A 15,875-nucleotide genomic window follows, 5' to 3' on the forward strand; every position below is an offset into this window, starting at 1 on the left:
ATAACAATGGCACTGCTTCCTCAGACCCAGCGTGATCAGGTCAAGCTCCTGATCGGCTTCGCGGCTCTCGCCCTCGCCGCCGCGTACTACATCTATCCGTATGCCGCTCGCGAAGAGCAGCTCGCGTCCGACATCACCCGCGTTGCGGAGCTCGAAGACGCCAATCAGCGCGCCGCGCGCGAGTTCGCGTCGGGCAGCATCGAGAACCTGCGTGTCCAGGCGGCGGAGAATCGTTCCGCGCTGCTGGTCATGCGACGTCTTGTGCCCACCGGCAACGAAGTGCCGGCGCTGCTCGAAGAGGTCAGCACCGCCGCCCGCCGCGCCGGTCTCGACGTCGGCGGCGTGACGCCCGAGCCGGTCATCCTCGGCGAGCGCTTCGATACGTACCGCTACACCGTCACCATCATCGGTGGTTATCACCAGTTCGGCGAGTTCCTCGCCAACGTCGGTTCGCTGGCCCGCATCGTGGCGCCGGTGAACTTCTCGATCGTCGCCGGCTCGGGCGCCAATGCCCCGCGCAACGCGATCAAGACGTCGGAGAAGGGCGCGCTCGCCTCCACGATCACGCTGCAGACCTACGTCGAGAAGACGACGCCGGCCAAGCCCGCCGCCAAGGAGCGTTCGTCATGAAGCGCCTCACCATCGTCGTCGCCACGCTCGCGCTCAGTGCTGCCGCACTGACCGTCGATGCGCAACAACCGGTTCGCCCCACCGCGGCGCGCACCGTCTCCGGCGAGTCCGCCGGCACCGTCGGGCCCAGTGCCTCGCCGAAGAAGACCGCCGGCATGCCGACCGAGATCACGCTGCAGCGCGAGACGTTCGCGTACAGCGGTGGCGGACGGCGCGATCCCTACAAGTCGCTCATGAGCAGCAGTGACGTGCGTCCGCTGCTCAGCGATCTGCGGCTCACCGCCGTGGCGTTCGACCCCGTCGGCGCTGGCAGCAACTCCGTCGCCATTCTGCGCGACACCTACTCCAAGCAGCAGTACCGCGTGCGCGTCGGACAGCAGCTCGGACGGCTGCGCGTCTCCGCCATTCGACAGAAAGCCGTGCAGTTCACCATCGAAGAATTCGGATTTAACCGGCAGGAAACGCTGCCACTCAGCAGCGACACGACGAAAGTGAGGAACCCATGATGGGACCGACGACCGTTGCAGTGATCTCCGCGCTCCTGGCCCCCGGCGCTCTTGCGCTGGCCCACGTGAACGCCCCCGCAGACGGATATGCGGGATACACTGCCCCCTCGGCCCATGTGGCCATCACCTCCCGTACCGATGTGCCGACGCGTGGACGCGTCTCGAGCATTGCCGTCGCTCCGGCGTCGGCCGGTGCCGACATCGTCCTGGCGATCGACTCGAGCGTGACGCTCAAGCACTTCACGCTCGACAATCCGTCGCGCATCGTGGTGGATCTCGGTGGTGCCAACCTGGCCATCCGTTCCAACTACGACGGCAAGGCCCGCGGACCGGTGCGCAACCTGCGCCTGTCGCAGTATCGCGCCGATACCGTTCGTCTCGTGATTGATCTCGACGGATCACGCAGCTACACCGTCGTCCGTGAAGGCGGCTCGGTGCGCATTGCCCTCAGCGCGCCAGCCGTCGCGTTCGCCCGCTGGGGTTCCAGCAGCACCGGCGGCGAGTTGTCGTCGCAGGTTGCCGCCGGCCGCCTCGAGCAGTCCGCCCCTACGGCCCCGGTGGTCGCCCAGGTCGAAGCCAAGCCGCAAGCCAAGCCGGTCGAAGCCAAGCCGGTTGAAGTGCAGCAGGTCGAGACGCCGATCGTGAAGGCGGGCCCGCAGTCGGTGGTGCTCGATGATCACTCTGGCGATCCGCTCACGGCCCGCACGCCGGCAACGGTTTCGTCGATGGCCGCCGCGCGCCGTCAGCAGCAGAAGCCGCGCATCACGGTCAGCTACGATGGCACGAACATCCGTGACGTGATCGCCGCCTTCGCCACGTTCTCGGGACGGACGATCGTCGTCGGTAAGGATGTGACAGGCGACGTGACGGCGGATATCGCCGATAAGCCGTGGGACGTGGCCCTCCAGGCCATCCTGCAGGCGCAGGGGCTCGCGGCCACCGAAGATGCCAGCGGCATCATCACGGTCGACAGCTACCGCAACCTCGCCACGAATCAGGCGCTCGAGCCGCTCGTGACGCAGATCATCGACATCAACTACTCGAAGGCCTCGGTGCTGCGCGGCACCGTGCAGCAACTGTTGGCCCGCGATTGCACCGGATTGACCACGATGGCCACTGGCCGTGACATGGGCATGCCGATGAATCAAGGTGGCGGTGGCAGCGGTGGTCAGCAGGATCAGACCGCCGGTCAGGGCTGCGTCGTTCGCGGCTCGGTGGCCGCCGACAGCGCGACCAACAAGCTCATCATCACCGAAGTGCCGTCACGTCTCCCGGAAATCGTGGCGCGTGTTCAGCAGCTCGACGTCCGCACGCCGCAGGTCGCGATCAAGGCGAAGATCATCTTCGTGAATCGCACGGGCATTCAAGACATCGGCCTGGCCTACGACCTCGGCAAGGGTGATAAGCAGTTCTTCCAGCAGCTCGTACCGCGCATCGATCCGAACACGCTGACGGCGGTCGATACCGACGGCGACGGTGTGCCGGATTCACGCGGCGGCGGAACGGCCTACGAAGGCCCGGCCCGTATCGCGCTCGGCGGCAACGCGCTGGCCGGTATCGCCAACGCCAACAACGCCATCAAGCCGAACGCGCTCAATCTGATCTACAGCACGGCGCTCGGTCGCTATCAGCTCACAGCGTTCCTGAACGCGCTGCAGACCTCGTCGCTGGCCGACGTGCAGTCGGAGCCGAGCATCACGATCCTGAACAACCGCAGCGCCGAGATCTTCGTCGGCCAGGAAATTCCGATCCGCGTCATCGACGCGAGCTCGGGCGGCGGCGGTCAGGGTGGCGGTGGCGGCGGTGGCGGTGGCGGCGGGACAGGGTCAGCCGAACGCGGCAGCCTTCTTCCCCCGCGCGACGGTCTCGAAGGAAGAGGCAGGTATCAAGCTCTCCGTGACGCCGCAGATCACCAACAATCGTATGGTGCTGCTCAACATCAAGGCAGAGAACTCGAGTGCGGAGATCGCGGCCACGGACGTGGGCGTGATCTTCAACCGCCAGCGTGCGGAGTCGCAGGTACTCGTGGCGGACGGTGAGGCGGCCGTCATCGGCGGCCTGACCGTCACCGAGACCAACCGCTTCCGCAGTGGTATCCCGGTTCTCATGAACCTCCCGTTCGTCGGTCGCCTGTTCTCGCAGAACTCCAAGAACGAAACGAAGCGCGACCTGCTCATCCTGGTGACGCCGCACATCCTGGATGATGGCGTGATCCCGCCGAGCCGCTGACGCAACGAGGACTCACATACTCATGTCTGAATTCATCGCTGGCCGCAGCTCGCTGCGGCCCACACCTCGCACCGCACGACCGCTCGCCCTCGCGGCGGTGGTCGCACTGACCGCCCTAGGCGCGTGCAGCGGTGACGAAGTGATCGATCCGCCATTCCGGGACACGATCGTCCCGCGTGTCCAAGTGGCGAAGGGGAACACCGTTGCCGACACGATGCTGTCCATGACGGTGAACGCTACGGACAACATCGGTCTCAAGCGCGTCCGCGTGCTGTTGGCGGGTGGTATCAGCGCTACGTATGACACAGTCATGACGAGCGCGGTGACGTCGCTCACGGTGAACGTGAACATCCGGGTGCCCAACAACGCGCCGCTCGGCGCCACCGTGAATGCTCGTGCGGTCGCCATCGACGGCGCTGGTAACGTGTCGGATACCTCTCGCGTAGCCCTCACCGTCGGCAATCTCGAGCCGCCGCAGGCGGTCGTGACCAGCCCAGTCACCGGATCACCGGTCGTGAGCGGCAAGTCGCTCGTGATTTCGTTCTCCGGCAAGGCCCGCTACAAAGTGCGCACGCTGGGCTACGAGATCACCGGCGCGTACAACGTGAAGGACTCAGCGTCCTTCGGCAATCCGCTCAGGGACTCGGTGGCGGTGCTCGATACGCTCGTCGTGCCGGATACGGTGAAGGGGCAGCTCATCACCGTCACGCCGTTCGTGACCGACTCGCTCAACCAGCGCGTGCTGGGCACCGCCGTGCAGTATGCGGTACAGAGCCCGGCGAATGCGACGACGGTGCCGATTGTCCGCACGGGCGTCGCCGCGCGACTCGAGGTGCAGGACACCATCTTTGTCGAAGCGACCGACCCCGTGGGTATCTCGGTGCTGGGTTACGAAGTGCGCGGTCTCACCGGCCAACTCATCGTCGCCGACTCCGTGACGTCGACCGGCGGCTTCTCGACACTGGTGCGTACCTTCCGCTCCCGGGTACCGGTCACGGTGTTCCCGACGCTCGTCACCGTCACGGGCTTTGCCCGGAACGCGAACGGACGTCGCGACGTGGCACGCTTCACGTCGGGTGCGCTGCGCCTCGATACGGTGGCCGTCGTCGCCGGCTACACCAGTCCGTTGCCCACCGGTGGACAGGTGGCCGACGCCTTCTACTTCCCGCGCACCGATCGGATCTATCTCTCAAACATCGAGCGCAATTGGCTCGAGGTCTACAACCTGGCCGACTCGACGTTCCGCACGCCGATCGCCGTAGGCTCGCGTCCGTGGGGCATCGCGCCCTGGCCGCGCAATCGTGACGGCGTCATGGCCGACACGCTGCTCGTCGCGAACTCTGGCGGTACGAATATCAGCTACGTCGACCTGAAGACCGGCACGACGGGACGCGAAGTGTTCCGTTACGCGCTGCCGAACATCGTGGCGTACAGCATCACGACCGTGCGTTCAGAAGCCACCGATGCGCCAATGACGCAGCGCACCGTCTACGACTTCAGCGATCGTCCGCAGTACATTGCGGCGACCTGCAACGGCGCCAACACGCCCGGCGCACCGTGTCAGGACATCATTGCGGTGTACTCCACCACGCCCACGCCCGGCCAGTCGGTTCCGTTCCCGAATCAGGGTACGCTTCGATGGGAGAACCTCACGCAGCGCACGTCGCACTTCTTCTTCGAGCAGGCGATCGGTCAGTCCGTCGGCCGCTCCGACACGCTGGAAGTGGAGCGCTTCGCTGCCGGCGGCTTCGGCAAGGACTCGCTGCTGGTTCCGTACAAGCAGCGCGTCCCGAACGGCAACGGTGGTTTCTTCGACTACTCCATCGTAATCCGACTCGATCGGTTGGCCTTCCGCGACACCACGTTCGTGCGCGGCTCGGGCAACTTCCGGCGCGCGGTGTTCGGTGAAGGTGGATCGGTACTCGGCAGTCGCGCCATGACGTACGACGCCACGCTGGGCTTCGACTCGACGCCGCCGGTGCCCGTGATCGACAAGGGCATCTCCCGTCCGATCGACGTGAGCGACTTCGTGGCCAACACCTTCTCCCGCGTGCAGGGCGTCGGCGTCAACTTCGACGGCGAACTGAATGCGGTGAAGGGCGACTCGACCTATCTGTTCGACAAGACGCTCCGTCTGCAGGGTATCCTGCAGTCACGGCCGAGCGGTGGTGGGCTGGACTTTCACCCGCTGAACACGGGTGCCAACTCCACGCTCCGCACGCGTCTCGCGTTCATCGCCTCGAGCGAGCCGGTCATCGACGTGTTCGACACGTATTGCTACCGAAAGATCGCGTCGATCCCGATCCGCGACCCGATCATCGGTCCGGTGCGCGCCACGACGCGTCCGAATGGCCAGCTGGTGCTGGTCGGCGCGACGATCCGCGGCGTGACGGTGGTCGCACTGCCTGACAATTTCACGACGACCTGCCAGTAACGTCTCGAAACACGGTTGATCGAAGTGGGAAGTCGGCACGGCCCCGGGGCATTCGCTCCGGGGCCGTGCTGCGTGTTGGCTCCGCATGATGAAACGTTCGTGTGCGACAACGCTGCCATCGCGCGGTGTCGCGTCATACGTTGTGACACGGGCCCCGGAGCCACCGGCGTCCATCCGTCTGCCTCGCACACTCATGCTCCGCTTCACCACCGCCGGCGAATCACATGGACCGGCGCTCGTTTCGATCCTCGAGGGCATGCCGGCTGGCGTTCCCTTGCTGGCGGCCCATGTCGACACCGACCTCGCCCGTCGTCAGCAGGGGTACGGACGCGGGCGTCGCATGCAGATCGAAACCGATCGCATCGAGTTCCTGTCGGGCGTTCGCGCTGGCGAGACGCTCGGATCCCCGATCTCGATGCTGATCCGCAACAGCGACTGGAAGAACTGGCTCGAAATCATGGACCCGGCCCCGCGCGAGGGCGATGCCGACGGGCCCCGGAAACGTCAGGTCACCCGGGTGCGTCCGGGACACGCCGATCTCACGGGACTGCTCAAGTACGATCGCACGGACGCCCGCGACATTCTCGAGCGCGCCTCGGCCCGCGAGACGACCGCGCGGGTGGCGTCAGGGGCGGTCTGCCGCGTTTTGCTGCGCGAACTGGGGATCCAGGTCGGTTCGCACCTCGTGCACCTTGGCGGGGTCGATGCGGCCCGTCCTGCGGTGATGCCGGGCGACATCAACGCGGCGTCCGATGCCTCGCCGCTGCGCACGCTCGATCCCGCCGCCGAAGCGGAGATGATCACGCGCATCGATGCCGCCAAGAAGGAGGGCAACACGCTGGGTGGGATCTGCGAAGTCGTCGTCACCGGCTTGCCCGTGGGCCTGGGATCGCATGTGTCGTGGGATAGGCGTCTCGATGGGCGGCTGGGGCAGGCGATGCTGTCCATTCCGGCGGTGAAGGGCGTGGAAATCGGGCTCGGCTTTGAGACGGCGCGCCGGACCGGCGCCGAGGTGCACGACGAGATCGAGGCTGCCCCGGGGAACACCCGGATGGGTCATGTGCGTCGGAAGACGAATCGCGCTGGTGGCACCGAGGGCGGCATGACGACCGGCGAGGAGCTGGTCATCCGGGTTGCGATGAAGCCCATCTCGACGCTGATGCGTCCGCTTGGTACGGTTGACGTTGCCACCGGACAAGCGGCCTCGGCCGTTGCGGAACGAAGCGACGTCACCGCGGTACCGGCCATGGGGGTGATCGCCGAAGCGATGGCCGCGTACGTGCTGGCCGACGCGCTCTTGGAGAAGTTCGGCGGCGATTCGCTGGGAGAGCTGCGTCGGAACGTCGACGCCTATCTGGCCCGCCTCGACGAGCGGGTGGGGTGACCCAACCGGCCGGCCTTCAGATCGACGGGCACCTCGTGCTCGTTGGACTGCCGGGATCAGGCAAGTCCACCGTGGGGCGCGCGGTCGCGAAACGACTGTCGCGTCCGTTCCTGGATTTCGACGCCGAAATCGAGAAACGGGAAGGGATTTCGGTGTCGCGTATCTTTGCCGAACGCGGGGAGGCAGTGTTCCGAGGGTTGGAATTTGCGCTCACGCAGGAGCTGGCTGCGGCGCCGCCGATGGTGCTGGCACCGGGGGGCGGCTGGGTGACCATTCCCGGGGCCATGGCACTCCTGCGTCCTCCGGGGCGTATCATTCATTTACATATTTCCCCGAAGGAGGCGCTGCGACGCCTCACCCGGTCCCGGATCGTGCGGCCGCTGCTGGCTCAAGCGGACCCGGCCATGGCCATGCAGTCATTGTGGGACCGGCGATCTGGGCTGTACGCCTTGGCCGACGTGACTGTAAACGTGGAAGCTGTTGATTCACAACGACTTATTGATTCCGTGGTGGCGCTTGCCCACGACGGGACTCTGGGGATAGGTTAGGCGATGAACGATCGGTGGACGCCTGTCATCGATGATTTGCGCGAACGATTCGCGGCCGACACGGATGTTGTGGAGGTTGAGGCGTATCTCTCGTCGCAAGGATATGACCGGCGACAGATTGGTGAGATTCTTTCACTTCTTTATAGCGATACTGCACCACCGCGCGGCTCGGGTGGTTCTGTGATGTCGCGCAACGGGCCGCTCCGCGTTCAGGGGCCGCACGAGCGCGGACGGTTTACCGCCGAAGCCTGGGGCTACCTGGTCACGTTGGGTGGCTCCGGAGCGGTGAATCTCAACGATTTTGAGCAGTTGGTGGAGCGCGCGCTGGTTCATATCGACGGCCGCATCAACCTCGCGGACATCCGTGGAATCGCGGAGGACGTGGGGTTCGATGACGGGGCCATGGACGGCGAGCGCTCCCAGGTACACTGATCTGATGCCAATCAAGAAGGGCACGACCGCGGCGGCTTCTAGCGTAGCCAAGCCCGCGGCGAAGAAAGCCGTCAAGAAGGTGGCCAAAAAGGCTGCCAAGAAGACGGTGAAGAAGACCACAGCGACGGCGGCAGGCCCGGTCGCTGCGCCGTCGCCTGTTCGGAAGTCGGCAGCCAAAACGGCGGCCGGATCGACGACGAAAGCGGTCGCAAAGAAGGCCGCCTCGAAGACCGCCGCCAAGAAGGCCTCCAGCACCAAGGCTCGCAGCCGCGCCCGGATCGACGACTCGGCACCCGACGACGACGAACCCGCCCCCGCCGGCGGCACGACGCTGGTCATCGTCGAGTCTCCCGCCAAGGCGAAGACCATCGGCAAGTACCTCGGCAAGGGCTTCACGGTGAAGGCCACCGTGGGTCACGTCCGTGATCTGCCGGCCAAGAAGCTGGGCATCGACATCGAGCATGGATTCGCCCCCGACTACGTCACCATCGAGGGCAAGGAAGACATTCTCACCGAACTCAAACGCGTCGCGAAGGGCGCCCGCGAAATCTTCATCGCCACCGACCCTGACCGCGAAGGTGAGGCGATTGGGTGGCACGTCGAGCAGTTTTTCACGCAGCCTCCCCGGTACGCCGTCACGGCGCCGATCCGCCGCGTGATGTTCCACGAGATCACGAAGGACAAGGTGAAGGAGTCCATGGCGAACCCGATGGACATCGACAACAAGAAAGTCGATGCCCAGCAGGCCCGTCGTGTGCTCGATCGCCTCGTGGGCTACAAGGCCAGCCCAGTGCTCTGGAAGACCGTAAAGAAGGGACTGTCGGCCGGTCGTGTGCAGACCGTCGCGCTGCGCATCATCGTGGAGCGCGAGCGCGAGATCCGTGCGTTCACGCCGGTCGAGTACTGGAGCATCGCGGCCGACCTGCAGAAGGGCACGCAGCCGTTCACCGCGAAGCTGCATCAGATCGACGGCAGCAAGCCCGAGATCCCGACGGGCGATGAGGCCGAGCGCATTCTCGCCGACCTCAAGGGCCGTACGCAGTTCACGGTCACCGAAGTCAAGCGTCGCGAGAAGCGGAAGAATCCCGCCGCGCCGTTCACTACGTCCACGCTGCAGCAGGAAGCCGCCAAGAAGCTGGGCTTCGGCTCCAAGCGCACCATGCGCCTCGCGCAGGATCTGTACGAAGGCATCGACGTGGGTGGCGAAGAGGGCCAGGTCGGTCTCATCACCTACATGCGTACCGACTCGTCGCGCGTCTCCGAGACCGCGGCCGGCTCGGCGCGCGATTGGCTCAAGGCGGAATACGGGGACTCGTACCTCGCGGCCGGCATGCAGCTCTACCCGAGCGGCAAGGCGAACGCGCAGGACGCGCACGAAGGTGTGCGTCCCACCGACCCCACGCGCCGTCCCGATGACCGTCTCGCCAAGAAGCTCACCGCCGACCAGTTCAAGCTCTATGAACTGATCTGGAAGCGCTTCATGGCATCGCAGATGGCTCCGGCCGTTTTCGATACCACGACCGTCGACTTCGATATCCCGACGCAGGGGCGTACGTACCTGTTCCGCGCCACGGGCTCGGTCATCAAGTTCGACGGCTTCCTCACGCTCTATCGCGAAGCGCGCGAAGAGGGTGACGGCAAGGCGCTCGAAGACGAGCAGGCGTTGCCGTACCTCGAGCTCAACGAGTCGGTGCCGGTCAAGGCGATCACACCGACGCAGCACTTCACCGCACCGCCGCCGCGCTTCTCCGAAGCCTCGCTGGTCAAGGAGCTCGAACGGCTCGGTATCGGTCGCCCGTCCACGTACGCGTCGATCATCTCCGTGCTGGCCGAACGACGCTATGTGTTGCTCGAGCAGCGCCGCTTCTTTCCCACCCCGCTGGGCGAAACGGTGGAGAAGGTGATGGTCAAGAAGTTCCCCGCCATCTTCAACGTGCAGTTCACGGCGCAGATGGAAGGAGAACTGGACAAGATCGCCGACGGCGAATTGGGCTGGGTGCGCGCGCTTACCGATTTCTGGACACCGTTCCAAGCCACGCTCAACGACAACGATCTCGACGTCCTTATCGGCGAAGCCTACGATCTGTCGGCGCTCGCCACCGAGAAGTGTCCCGACTGCGGCGGAAAGCTGGTGGCCAAGGGTGGGTTCTTCGGACCGTTCGTGGCCTGTGAGAATCACCCCAAGGCGTGCAAGTACACGCGCCCCATCAAGGGTGAGAAGAAGCCGGCCGAGCTCACGAAGTACATGTGTCAGGAGTGCGGCGAGCCGATGGTGGTGCGTCACGGCCGCTCGGGAGACTTCCTGGGCTGCTCCAAGTTCCCGAAGTGCCGCGGTACGCGCTCCATGCCCACCGGTGTGAAGTGTCCCAAGGACGGCGGGGAAATCGCCGAGCGTCGCAGCAAGAAGCGCGGCAAGGCGTTCTACGGCTGCGAAAATTATCCGAACTGCGATTTCGTCGTGTGGGATAAGCCCGTGGCCGAGACGTGCCCGGAGTGCGGGTACGTGGGGGCCGAGGCCAAGAGCAATAAGACCCGCGGCGCGTTCCGGAAGTGTCTCAAGTGCGCGAACGAATGGGACGTGCCGAGCCCGGACGAAGCCGAATTGGTGGCCGAAGTGGCCTGATACGGCTCGCGTTGGATGGATCGTGGAACGGTCGCACGGGCTTCATGCCTGGTGCGACCGTTTTGCTGTGGGCTTTGGGCTTTGGGCTTCTGGTGTGCGCGAGACGCCCGGCGCGGCCCGTGGGATCCCCTTGGCGAAATTTTCTGCGGGGGTGGCCGTGCGCCTGTCGCTGCGCTCCGGCGCCGGCGTCACCCCCGCAGAGATTCGCCGCGGGGACCCACGGGCCGCGCCGGGCTGCGTCGTACGCGTACCACGGCGCAGCCGAACGCTCCAATCTCCGTCGTAGCCGCAAAGTGCGCGCGCTCCCTTGCCACCTCGAAGAGTCCCGCCATTCGGCCGGTCGCATCCTCCCGCCCGCCGCAGATCGCGCGCGTCCGCCTGGGCCATGTGTGGCGGGCGCGCGCTGACCTGCGCGGTGTCGCGTGCGAGCGCTGGCTCACCTCCCCCCGTGTAGCTCGTTCGGCACGGGGACGCCCCGCCGCCGCCTCTGCGTGGGCGCCGGGATCCTACCTTCCTGCGCCAATGCCCGACCGCACGCGCAGCAAGCGGCGAAGGGGTGCTCCCCGATGCCGCACGAGCGTCCACGCCGACCGAAGCGCAAAGCAGCCACGAACCCAACGAAAGCGCGCCCCGTTAGACTTCACGCATGGCATCCAACGAAGTGCAGGTGATCGGCGGCGGACTCGCCGGAAGCGAAGCCGCGTGGCAGCTCGCCGAGCGCGGACATTCTGTCGTGGTGCATGAAATGCGCCCTGTCCGCGGCACCGCCGCGCACCGTACCGAGAAGCTCGGTGAGCTCGTGTGCTCGAACACGTTCAAGAGCACCGAGACCACCAACGCGCATGGCCTGCTCAAGGCCGAGATGCGGCAGCTCGGTTCACTGATCCTTGACTGCGCCGATCAGTCGCGCGTGCCCGGTGGATCGGCGCTCACGGTCGATCGCGAGATCTTCTCGCAACACGTGCACGACCGTATCCACGCGCATCCGCGCATTCGCGTGTCGCGCGAGGAAGTCACGTCGCTCCCCGACGTCGGCATCATCGCCACCGGCCCGCTCACGTCCGATGCGCTGGCCGATGCCATTCGTGCGCGGCTTGGCGTCGAATCGCTCGCGTTCTACGATGCGATTGCGCCTGTCGTATCGCTCGAGTCGATCGATCAGAACATCGCGTTCCGTGCCTCGCGCTGGGGCAAGGAAACGATGGACGGCGCGGGCGAGGAAGGCGCGTATCTCAACTGCGCCTTCACACGCGACGAGTACGAAGCGTTCATCGATGCGCTGACCACCGCCGACCAGTTCACGGCGCACGAGTTCGACTCGGTGCCGTACTTCGAAGGCTGCATGCCCATCGAAGAGATGGCGCGGCGCGGGCGTGAGTCGCTCCGCTTCGGACCGATGAAGCCGATCGGCTTGCAGGACCCGCGCTCCAACTCGCGTCCGCATGCCGTAATGCAGTTGCGGATGGAAGACCGCGGGGGGCGCATGTGGAATCTGGTCGGCTTTCAGACGCGCCTGCGCATTCCCGAGCAGGCGCGTGTGTTTCGCATGATTCCCGGCCTGGCCGAGGCGGAGTTTTTGCGCTTCGGTTCGATTCACCGCAACTCGTACGTGAACGCGCCTGCGGCGCTGTCGTCGCACTTGTCGCTGCGCGACGCGCCGCAGTTGATGTTCGCCGGCCAGATCACCGGCGTCGAAGGGTACACCGAAAGCAGCGCCACCGGTCTGTTGGCCGGCATCAACCTCGCTCGACAGATCGACGGACACGAGCCCGTTGTGCCGCCGCCCGCCACCATGATGGGCGCGCTGTATCGCTACATGCGCGAGGCCGACCCCAAGCACTTCCAGCCGATGAACGCGAACTTCGGTTTGCTCGACGACCTCGAAGGCGTCGCGCCGAAGCTGTTGAAGGACAAGGCGAAGAAGCGCGAGCTGTTCGCGGAGCGCGCGCTCACGGCGATGGCAGCGTGGCGTGACGAGGCGGGCATCATTCCGACGGCTATCCGCGGGTGATGCGCTGATGAACGACGAGGGCGCGCCTCCCGAACTGGCGGTGCCGGAAACGGCCCTCCCCGCCGAGATCGACGAGTTTCTCGTCCATCTCGCCAAGGAACGCGACCTGTCGCCCAACACCGTCTCCGCGTACCGGCGCGACCTGCGCGAATTCTCCACGTGGCTGGCGAGTACGCACGGCATCGATGGCTGGCGGTGGAACGAGCTCGGACGCACCGACATCCGCGGCTTCATGGCGCACTGCACGCGCCGTGGACTCGCCAAACGCTCGGTGGCGCGTCAGCTGTCGGCGGTGCGAAGCTTTTATCGCTGGATGCACCGCGATGAGCGCGTGGATGTGAACCCCGCGCGCGCCGTGAAATCGCCGCGCTTGCCGCGTACACTGCCGGCGTATCTCGACAAACGGCAAGCTGACACGTTACTCGAACACGCGGCGACCCGCGCGCAGAGTCTCGAGTTCACCGACGTCCGCAACGTCGCGATGCTCGAACTGTTCTACTCGAGTGGCCTCCGGCTCTCCGAACTGCGCGGCATCGACCTCGGCGATCTCGATCTCGTCGCACAACAGGTGAAGGTGCGTGGCAAGGGCCGCAAGGAACGCATCGTACCGCTCGGCGATCACGCCCAGCGCGCACTGCGCAACTACCTCGTGAAGCGCGACGCCCTGCTCGCGAAACTCAAGGACAGCACCAAGAAGCCCGCGCGTGGTGCCGTGTTTCTGAGTGAACGCGGCGGGCGCATGAGCCCCCGCGCCATTCAGCACGCCGTCGTACAGCTGCTGTCGGCTGTCGACGAAGGGGCAGGGCTCAGCACGCACTCACTGCGTCATAGTTTCGCCACGCATTTGGTCGACGGCGGTGCGGACTTGCGCGCCGTGCAGGAACTGCTCGGTCACGCCAGCATCAGCACCACGCAGATCTACACGCACACCAGCGTCGAGCGCCTCAAAAAGGTCTATAGGCAGGCGCACCCGCGCGCCTGAGTTTTGCATGTGTAGCGGTGTGCTTACGGCTTTGTTCGTGGTGCGTGCGGTGGCAGGTCTGGACGCGCACGCCGCGTCGGCCCGTGGGGAACTCCTCGTCGGCTTTTCTGCGGGGTGCAGCGTGGGAACGCCGCGCGAGGGCGGTGCGGCCCTCGCAGAGAGCCGCCGTGGAGCCCCACGGGCCGAGCGGCTACACGCAGATGGCCGGAAATCACGCCCGCGTCGTTTGCATTCAGACCCGCCCCCCCAGAGAGGCTCCGGCGCGCGGTTACGGGGGTGAGTAAGCGCGGGGAACGACGTGCCCCCGCAAAGCCCGACAGCAATCACCGCGACGTGGCTCGCGCGCCACGAGCTCCCCGAAGGCACGCTACCCTCGAGCCCCGAGTGCGTGTGCTCCCCCAGCCCCAGGTAGGTCGGCGGTGCATCTCCCTGCAGCCGCCTCTGCGGGCGGCCGCTCCTCACCCGCGTGGCGAACCCGCGCGTCCCGCCCGCAGCAAGCGGCGAAAGGGAGGTGCATCGACGACCATCACCCATCCGCAAGCACACCACCAACTCAAAACTCAAACCGGTGTGCCACCAGACAAAACAGTCACAGCGCGAGCCGCGTCGAGATTGCCTCCGCACATGACGATGCCGACGGTGCGCCCGGCCAACCTCGGCGCCAGCAGGTGCAAGCCGGCCAGCCCTGTCGCCCCCGACCCTTCGGCCAGATTGTGCGTGATCCGCCACAAGTCGCGCACACTCTGCGCGATAGCCGCTTCACTCACCACCACGAACTCCTCGAGTCCTTGGCGCAGCGCGGGGAACGTAAGCTCGTAGGTCGAGCCCGTGGCGATCCCTTCGGCGAATGTGCGCACCGGTGCGCCGGAGCGCGGGACGCCGTCGTGCCAGGCATCGTGCTGCGCCGACGCGCCGATGCTCTGCACCGCGTACACCTCGAGGCTGGGCTTGAGCACATCGCGCACCACCGACGCGCCCACCGCTTGCGAGCCACCGCCCAGCGCGATGATGATGGCGTCGAGATCCGGTGCCTGTTCCAGAAACTCCGCCGTCATCGTCGCAGCGCCCGAAATCACCTCGTGGTGATTCGTCGAGTGCACCAGTGTCTGCCCTTCGCGCTCCGCGATCTCGCGACAGGCCGCCACCGTTTCGTCGTAGCGATCACCCACCTCGATCAACGTGGCGCCCAGTCCGCGAATGGCCGCGCTCTTTTCGGGGTTGTTGCCGCGCGGCACGCAGATGGTCACCGACACGCCACGCTGCGCGCCCGACCAAGCCAGCCCAAGTCCGTGGTTGCCGGTCGTGGCCGCGATGACCCCGCGGGCCGCGTCCTCGTCGGACAGCGCGGTGATCGACGAGGTGCCGTTGCGCACCTTGAAGCTGCCCGTCGGCAGGTGATTCTCATGCTTCACGAGCACGCGAATGCCGTGTCCGACGAGCTCGTCCAATGGCGGGTAGTGCCGGACCGGGGACGGGTCCAGATACGGGCGCAGCCGGGTGCGGGCGGCCACTACGTCGTCGTAGGTGATGGGGTACATTCCTCAAATATGCCTCTCCCAATCATTCGAGCTACCACCATCCTGGCGGTGCGTCGCAACGGACGCGTGGCCATCGGCGGCGACGGGCAGGTGTCCGTCGGGGATACCATCGCGAAGTCGCAGGCCGTCAAGGTTCGACCGCTCAAGGGCGGCCGTGTGATCGCTGGCTTCGCCGGCTCCGTCGCCGACGCGATCACGCTGTTCGAGAAGTTCGAAGAGAAGCTCGATCGCTTCCCCGGCAACTTGCCCAAGGCCGCCGTGGAGCTGGCCAAGGAATGGCGGAGCGATCGCGTGCTGCGACGCCTCGAGGCCATGCTCATCGTGACCGACGTCGATCACGGCTTCATGCTGAGCGGCAACGGGGAGCTCATCGAGCCTGACGACGGTATTCTCGCCATCGGTTCCGGCGGTGCCTACGCGCAAGCGGCCGCGCGCGCGCTGGTGCGCGAAACGGCGCTGTCGCCGGCCGAGATCGTGAAGAAAGCACTGACGATCGCCGGCGAGATCTGCATTTATACGAACACCAACATCACGGTGCTCGAACCCACGGCCTAGTTG

Annotated in this window: 12 protein-coding genes and 1 pseudogene; 12 read left to right on the top strand and 1 reads right to left on the bottom strand. The window is 65.9% G+C overall.

The annotated features are described in order from the left end of the window. Positions 1-6 precede the first annotated feature (6 nt). From HKW67_RS01845 to xerC, 11 genes and pseudogenes are all read left to right on the top strand, one after another. Positions 7-630: a type IV pilus inner membrane component PilO gene (locus HKW67_RS01845; RefSeq protein WP_171223779.1), complete on the top strand. Its 624-nt coding sequence runs from the start codon at positions 7-9 to the stop codon at positions 628-630. Further along, complete coding sequence (locus HKW67_RS01850; RefSeq protein ID WP_171223780.1) at positions 627-1,136, top strand: hypothetical protein; 510 nt, start codon at positions 627-629, stop codon at positions 1,134-1,136. The genes HKW67_RS01845 and HKW67_RS01850 overlap by 4 nt, the downstream gene beginning before the upstream one ends. After that, positions 1,136-2,443 (top strand): annotated as a pseudogene (locus HKW67_RS22385) (AMIN domain-containing protein); the annotation flags it as partial. The gene HKW67_RS01850 and the pseudogene HKW67_RS22385, both read left to right, overlap by 1 nt. 589 nt (positions 2,444-3,032) lie before the next feature. Continuing rightward, positions 3,033-3,365, top strand: coding sequence for a type II secretion system protein GspD (locus HKW67_RS22390; RefSeq protein WP_230981100.1), 333 nt, complete (start codon positions 3,033-3,035; stop codon positions 3,363-3,365). A gap of 22 nt (positions 3,366-3,387) precedes the next feature. Beyond that, on the top strand, positions 3,388-5,799 hold the full coding sequence (locus tag HKW67_RS01865) for a YncE family protein (RefSeq protein ID WP_171223782.1): 2,412 nt from the start codon (positions 3,388-3,390) through the stop codon (positions 5,797-5,799). Positions 5,800-5,992: 193 nt separating this feature from the next. Beyond that, entirely contained in the window at positions 5,993-7,183 is a 1,191-nt protein-coding gene (gene aroC / locus HKW67_RS01870; protein WP_171223783.1) for a chorismate synthase, read from the top strand. Further along, entirely contained in the window at positions 7,180-7,731 is a 552-nt protein-coding gene (locus tag HKW67_RS01875; protein WP_171223784.1) for a shikimate kinase, read from the top strand. The genes aroC and HKW67_RS01875 overlap by 4 nt, the downstream gene beginning before the upstream one ends. A 3-nt stretch (positions 7,732-7,734) precedes the next feature. Continuing rightward, positions 7,735-8,163 (top strand): DUF494 family protein, encoded by a 429-nt coding sequence (locus HKW67_RS01880; protein ID WP_171223785.1) that lies wholly within the window; start codon positions 7,735-7,737, stop codon positions 8,161-8,163. A 4-nt stretch (positions 8,164-8,167) separates the two neighbouring features. Beyond that, entirely contained in the window at positions 8,168-10,786 is a 2,619-nt protein-coding gene (topA, locus tag HKW67_RS01885; protein WP_230981101.1) for a type I DNA topoisomerase, read from the top strand. A gap of 646 nt (positions 10,787-11,432) precedes the next feature. After that, entirely contained in the window at positions 11,433-12,797 is a 1,365-nt protein-coding gene (gene trmFO, locus HKW67_RS01890) for a methylenetetrahydrofolate--tRNA-(uracil(54)-C(5))-methyltransferase (FADH(2)-oxidizing) TrmFO (RefSeq protein WP_171223786.1), read from the top strand. A 7-nt stretch (positions 12,798-12,804) separates the two neighbouring features. Beyond that, positions 12,805-13,779, top strand: coding sequence for a tyrosine recombinase XerC (gene xerC, locus HKW67_RS01895; protein ID WP_171223787.1), 975 nt, complete (start codon positions 12,805-12,807; stop codon positions 13,777-13,779). 560 nt (positions 13,780-14,339) lie between these two features. Here xerC and HKW67_RS01900 read toward each other — a convergent pair. Further along, positions 14,340-15,317, bottom strand: coding sequence for a threonine ammonia-lyase (locus HKW67_RS01900; RefSeq protein ID WP_171223788.1), 978 nt, complete (start codon positions 15,315-15,317; stop codon positions 14,340-14,342). A gap of 9 nt (positions 15,318-15,326) precedes the next feature. Between HKW67_RS01900 and hslV the strand changes: the two genes are divergently transcribed. Beyond that, positions 15,327-15,872: an ATP-dependent protease subunit HslV gene (gene hslV, locus HKW67_RS01905; protein WP_171223789.1), complete on the top strand. Its 546-nt coding sequence runs from the start codon at positions 15,327-15,329 to the stop codon at positions 15,870-15,872. The last annotated feature ends 3 nt before the right edge of the window (positions 15,873-15,875 follow it).

It is taken from the genome of Gemmatimonas groenlandica, from assembly GCF_013004105.1.
Classification (GTDB): domain Bacteria; phylum Gemmatimonadota; class Gemmatimonadetes; order Gemmatimonadales; family Gemmatimonadaceae; genus Gemmatimonas; species Gemmatimonas groenlandica.

Excerpts from the sequence above, each read along its gene's own strand:
- HKW67_RS01845 (WP_171223779.1), top strand. The coding sequence starts at position 7 with ATGGCACTGCTTCCTCAGACCCAGCGTGATCAGGTCAAGCTCCTGATC.
- HKW67_RS01865 (WP_171223782.1), top strand. The coding sequence starts at position 3,388 with ATGTCTGAATTCATCGCTGGCCGCAGCTCGCTGCGGCCCACACCTCGC.
- topA (WP_230981101.1), top strand. The coding sequence starts at position 8,168 with ATGCCAATCAAGAAGGGCACGACCGCGGCGGCTTCTAGCGTAGCCAAG.
- aroC (WP_171223783.1), top strand. The coding sequence starts at position 5,993 with ATGCTCCGCTTCACCACCGCCGGCGAATCACATGGACCGGCGCTCGTT.
- HKW67_RS01850 (WP_171223780.1), top strand. The coding sequence starts at position 627 with ATGAAGCGCCTCACCATCGTCGTCGCCACGCTCGCGCTCAGTGCTGCC.
- hslV (WP_171223789.1), top strand. The coding sequence starts at position 15,327 with ATGCCTCTCCCAATCATTCGAGCTACCACCATCCTGGCGGTGCGTCGC.
- trmFO (WP_171223786.1), top strand. The coding sequence starts at position 11,433 with ATGGCATCCAACGAAGTGCAGGTGATCGGCGGCGGACTCGCCGGAAGC.
- HKW67_RS01900 (WP_171223788.1), bottom strand. The coding sequence starts at position 15,317 with ATGTACCCCATCACCTACGACGACGTAGTGGCCGCCCGCACCCGGCTG.
- xerC (WP_171223787.1), top strand. The coding sequence starts at position 12,805 with ATGAACGACGAGGGCGCGCCTCCCGAACTGGCGGTGCCGGAAACGGCC.
- HKW67_RS01880 (WP_171223785.1), top strand. The coding sequence starts at position 7,735 with ATGAACGATCGGTGGACGCCTGTCATCGATGATTTGCGCGAACGATTC.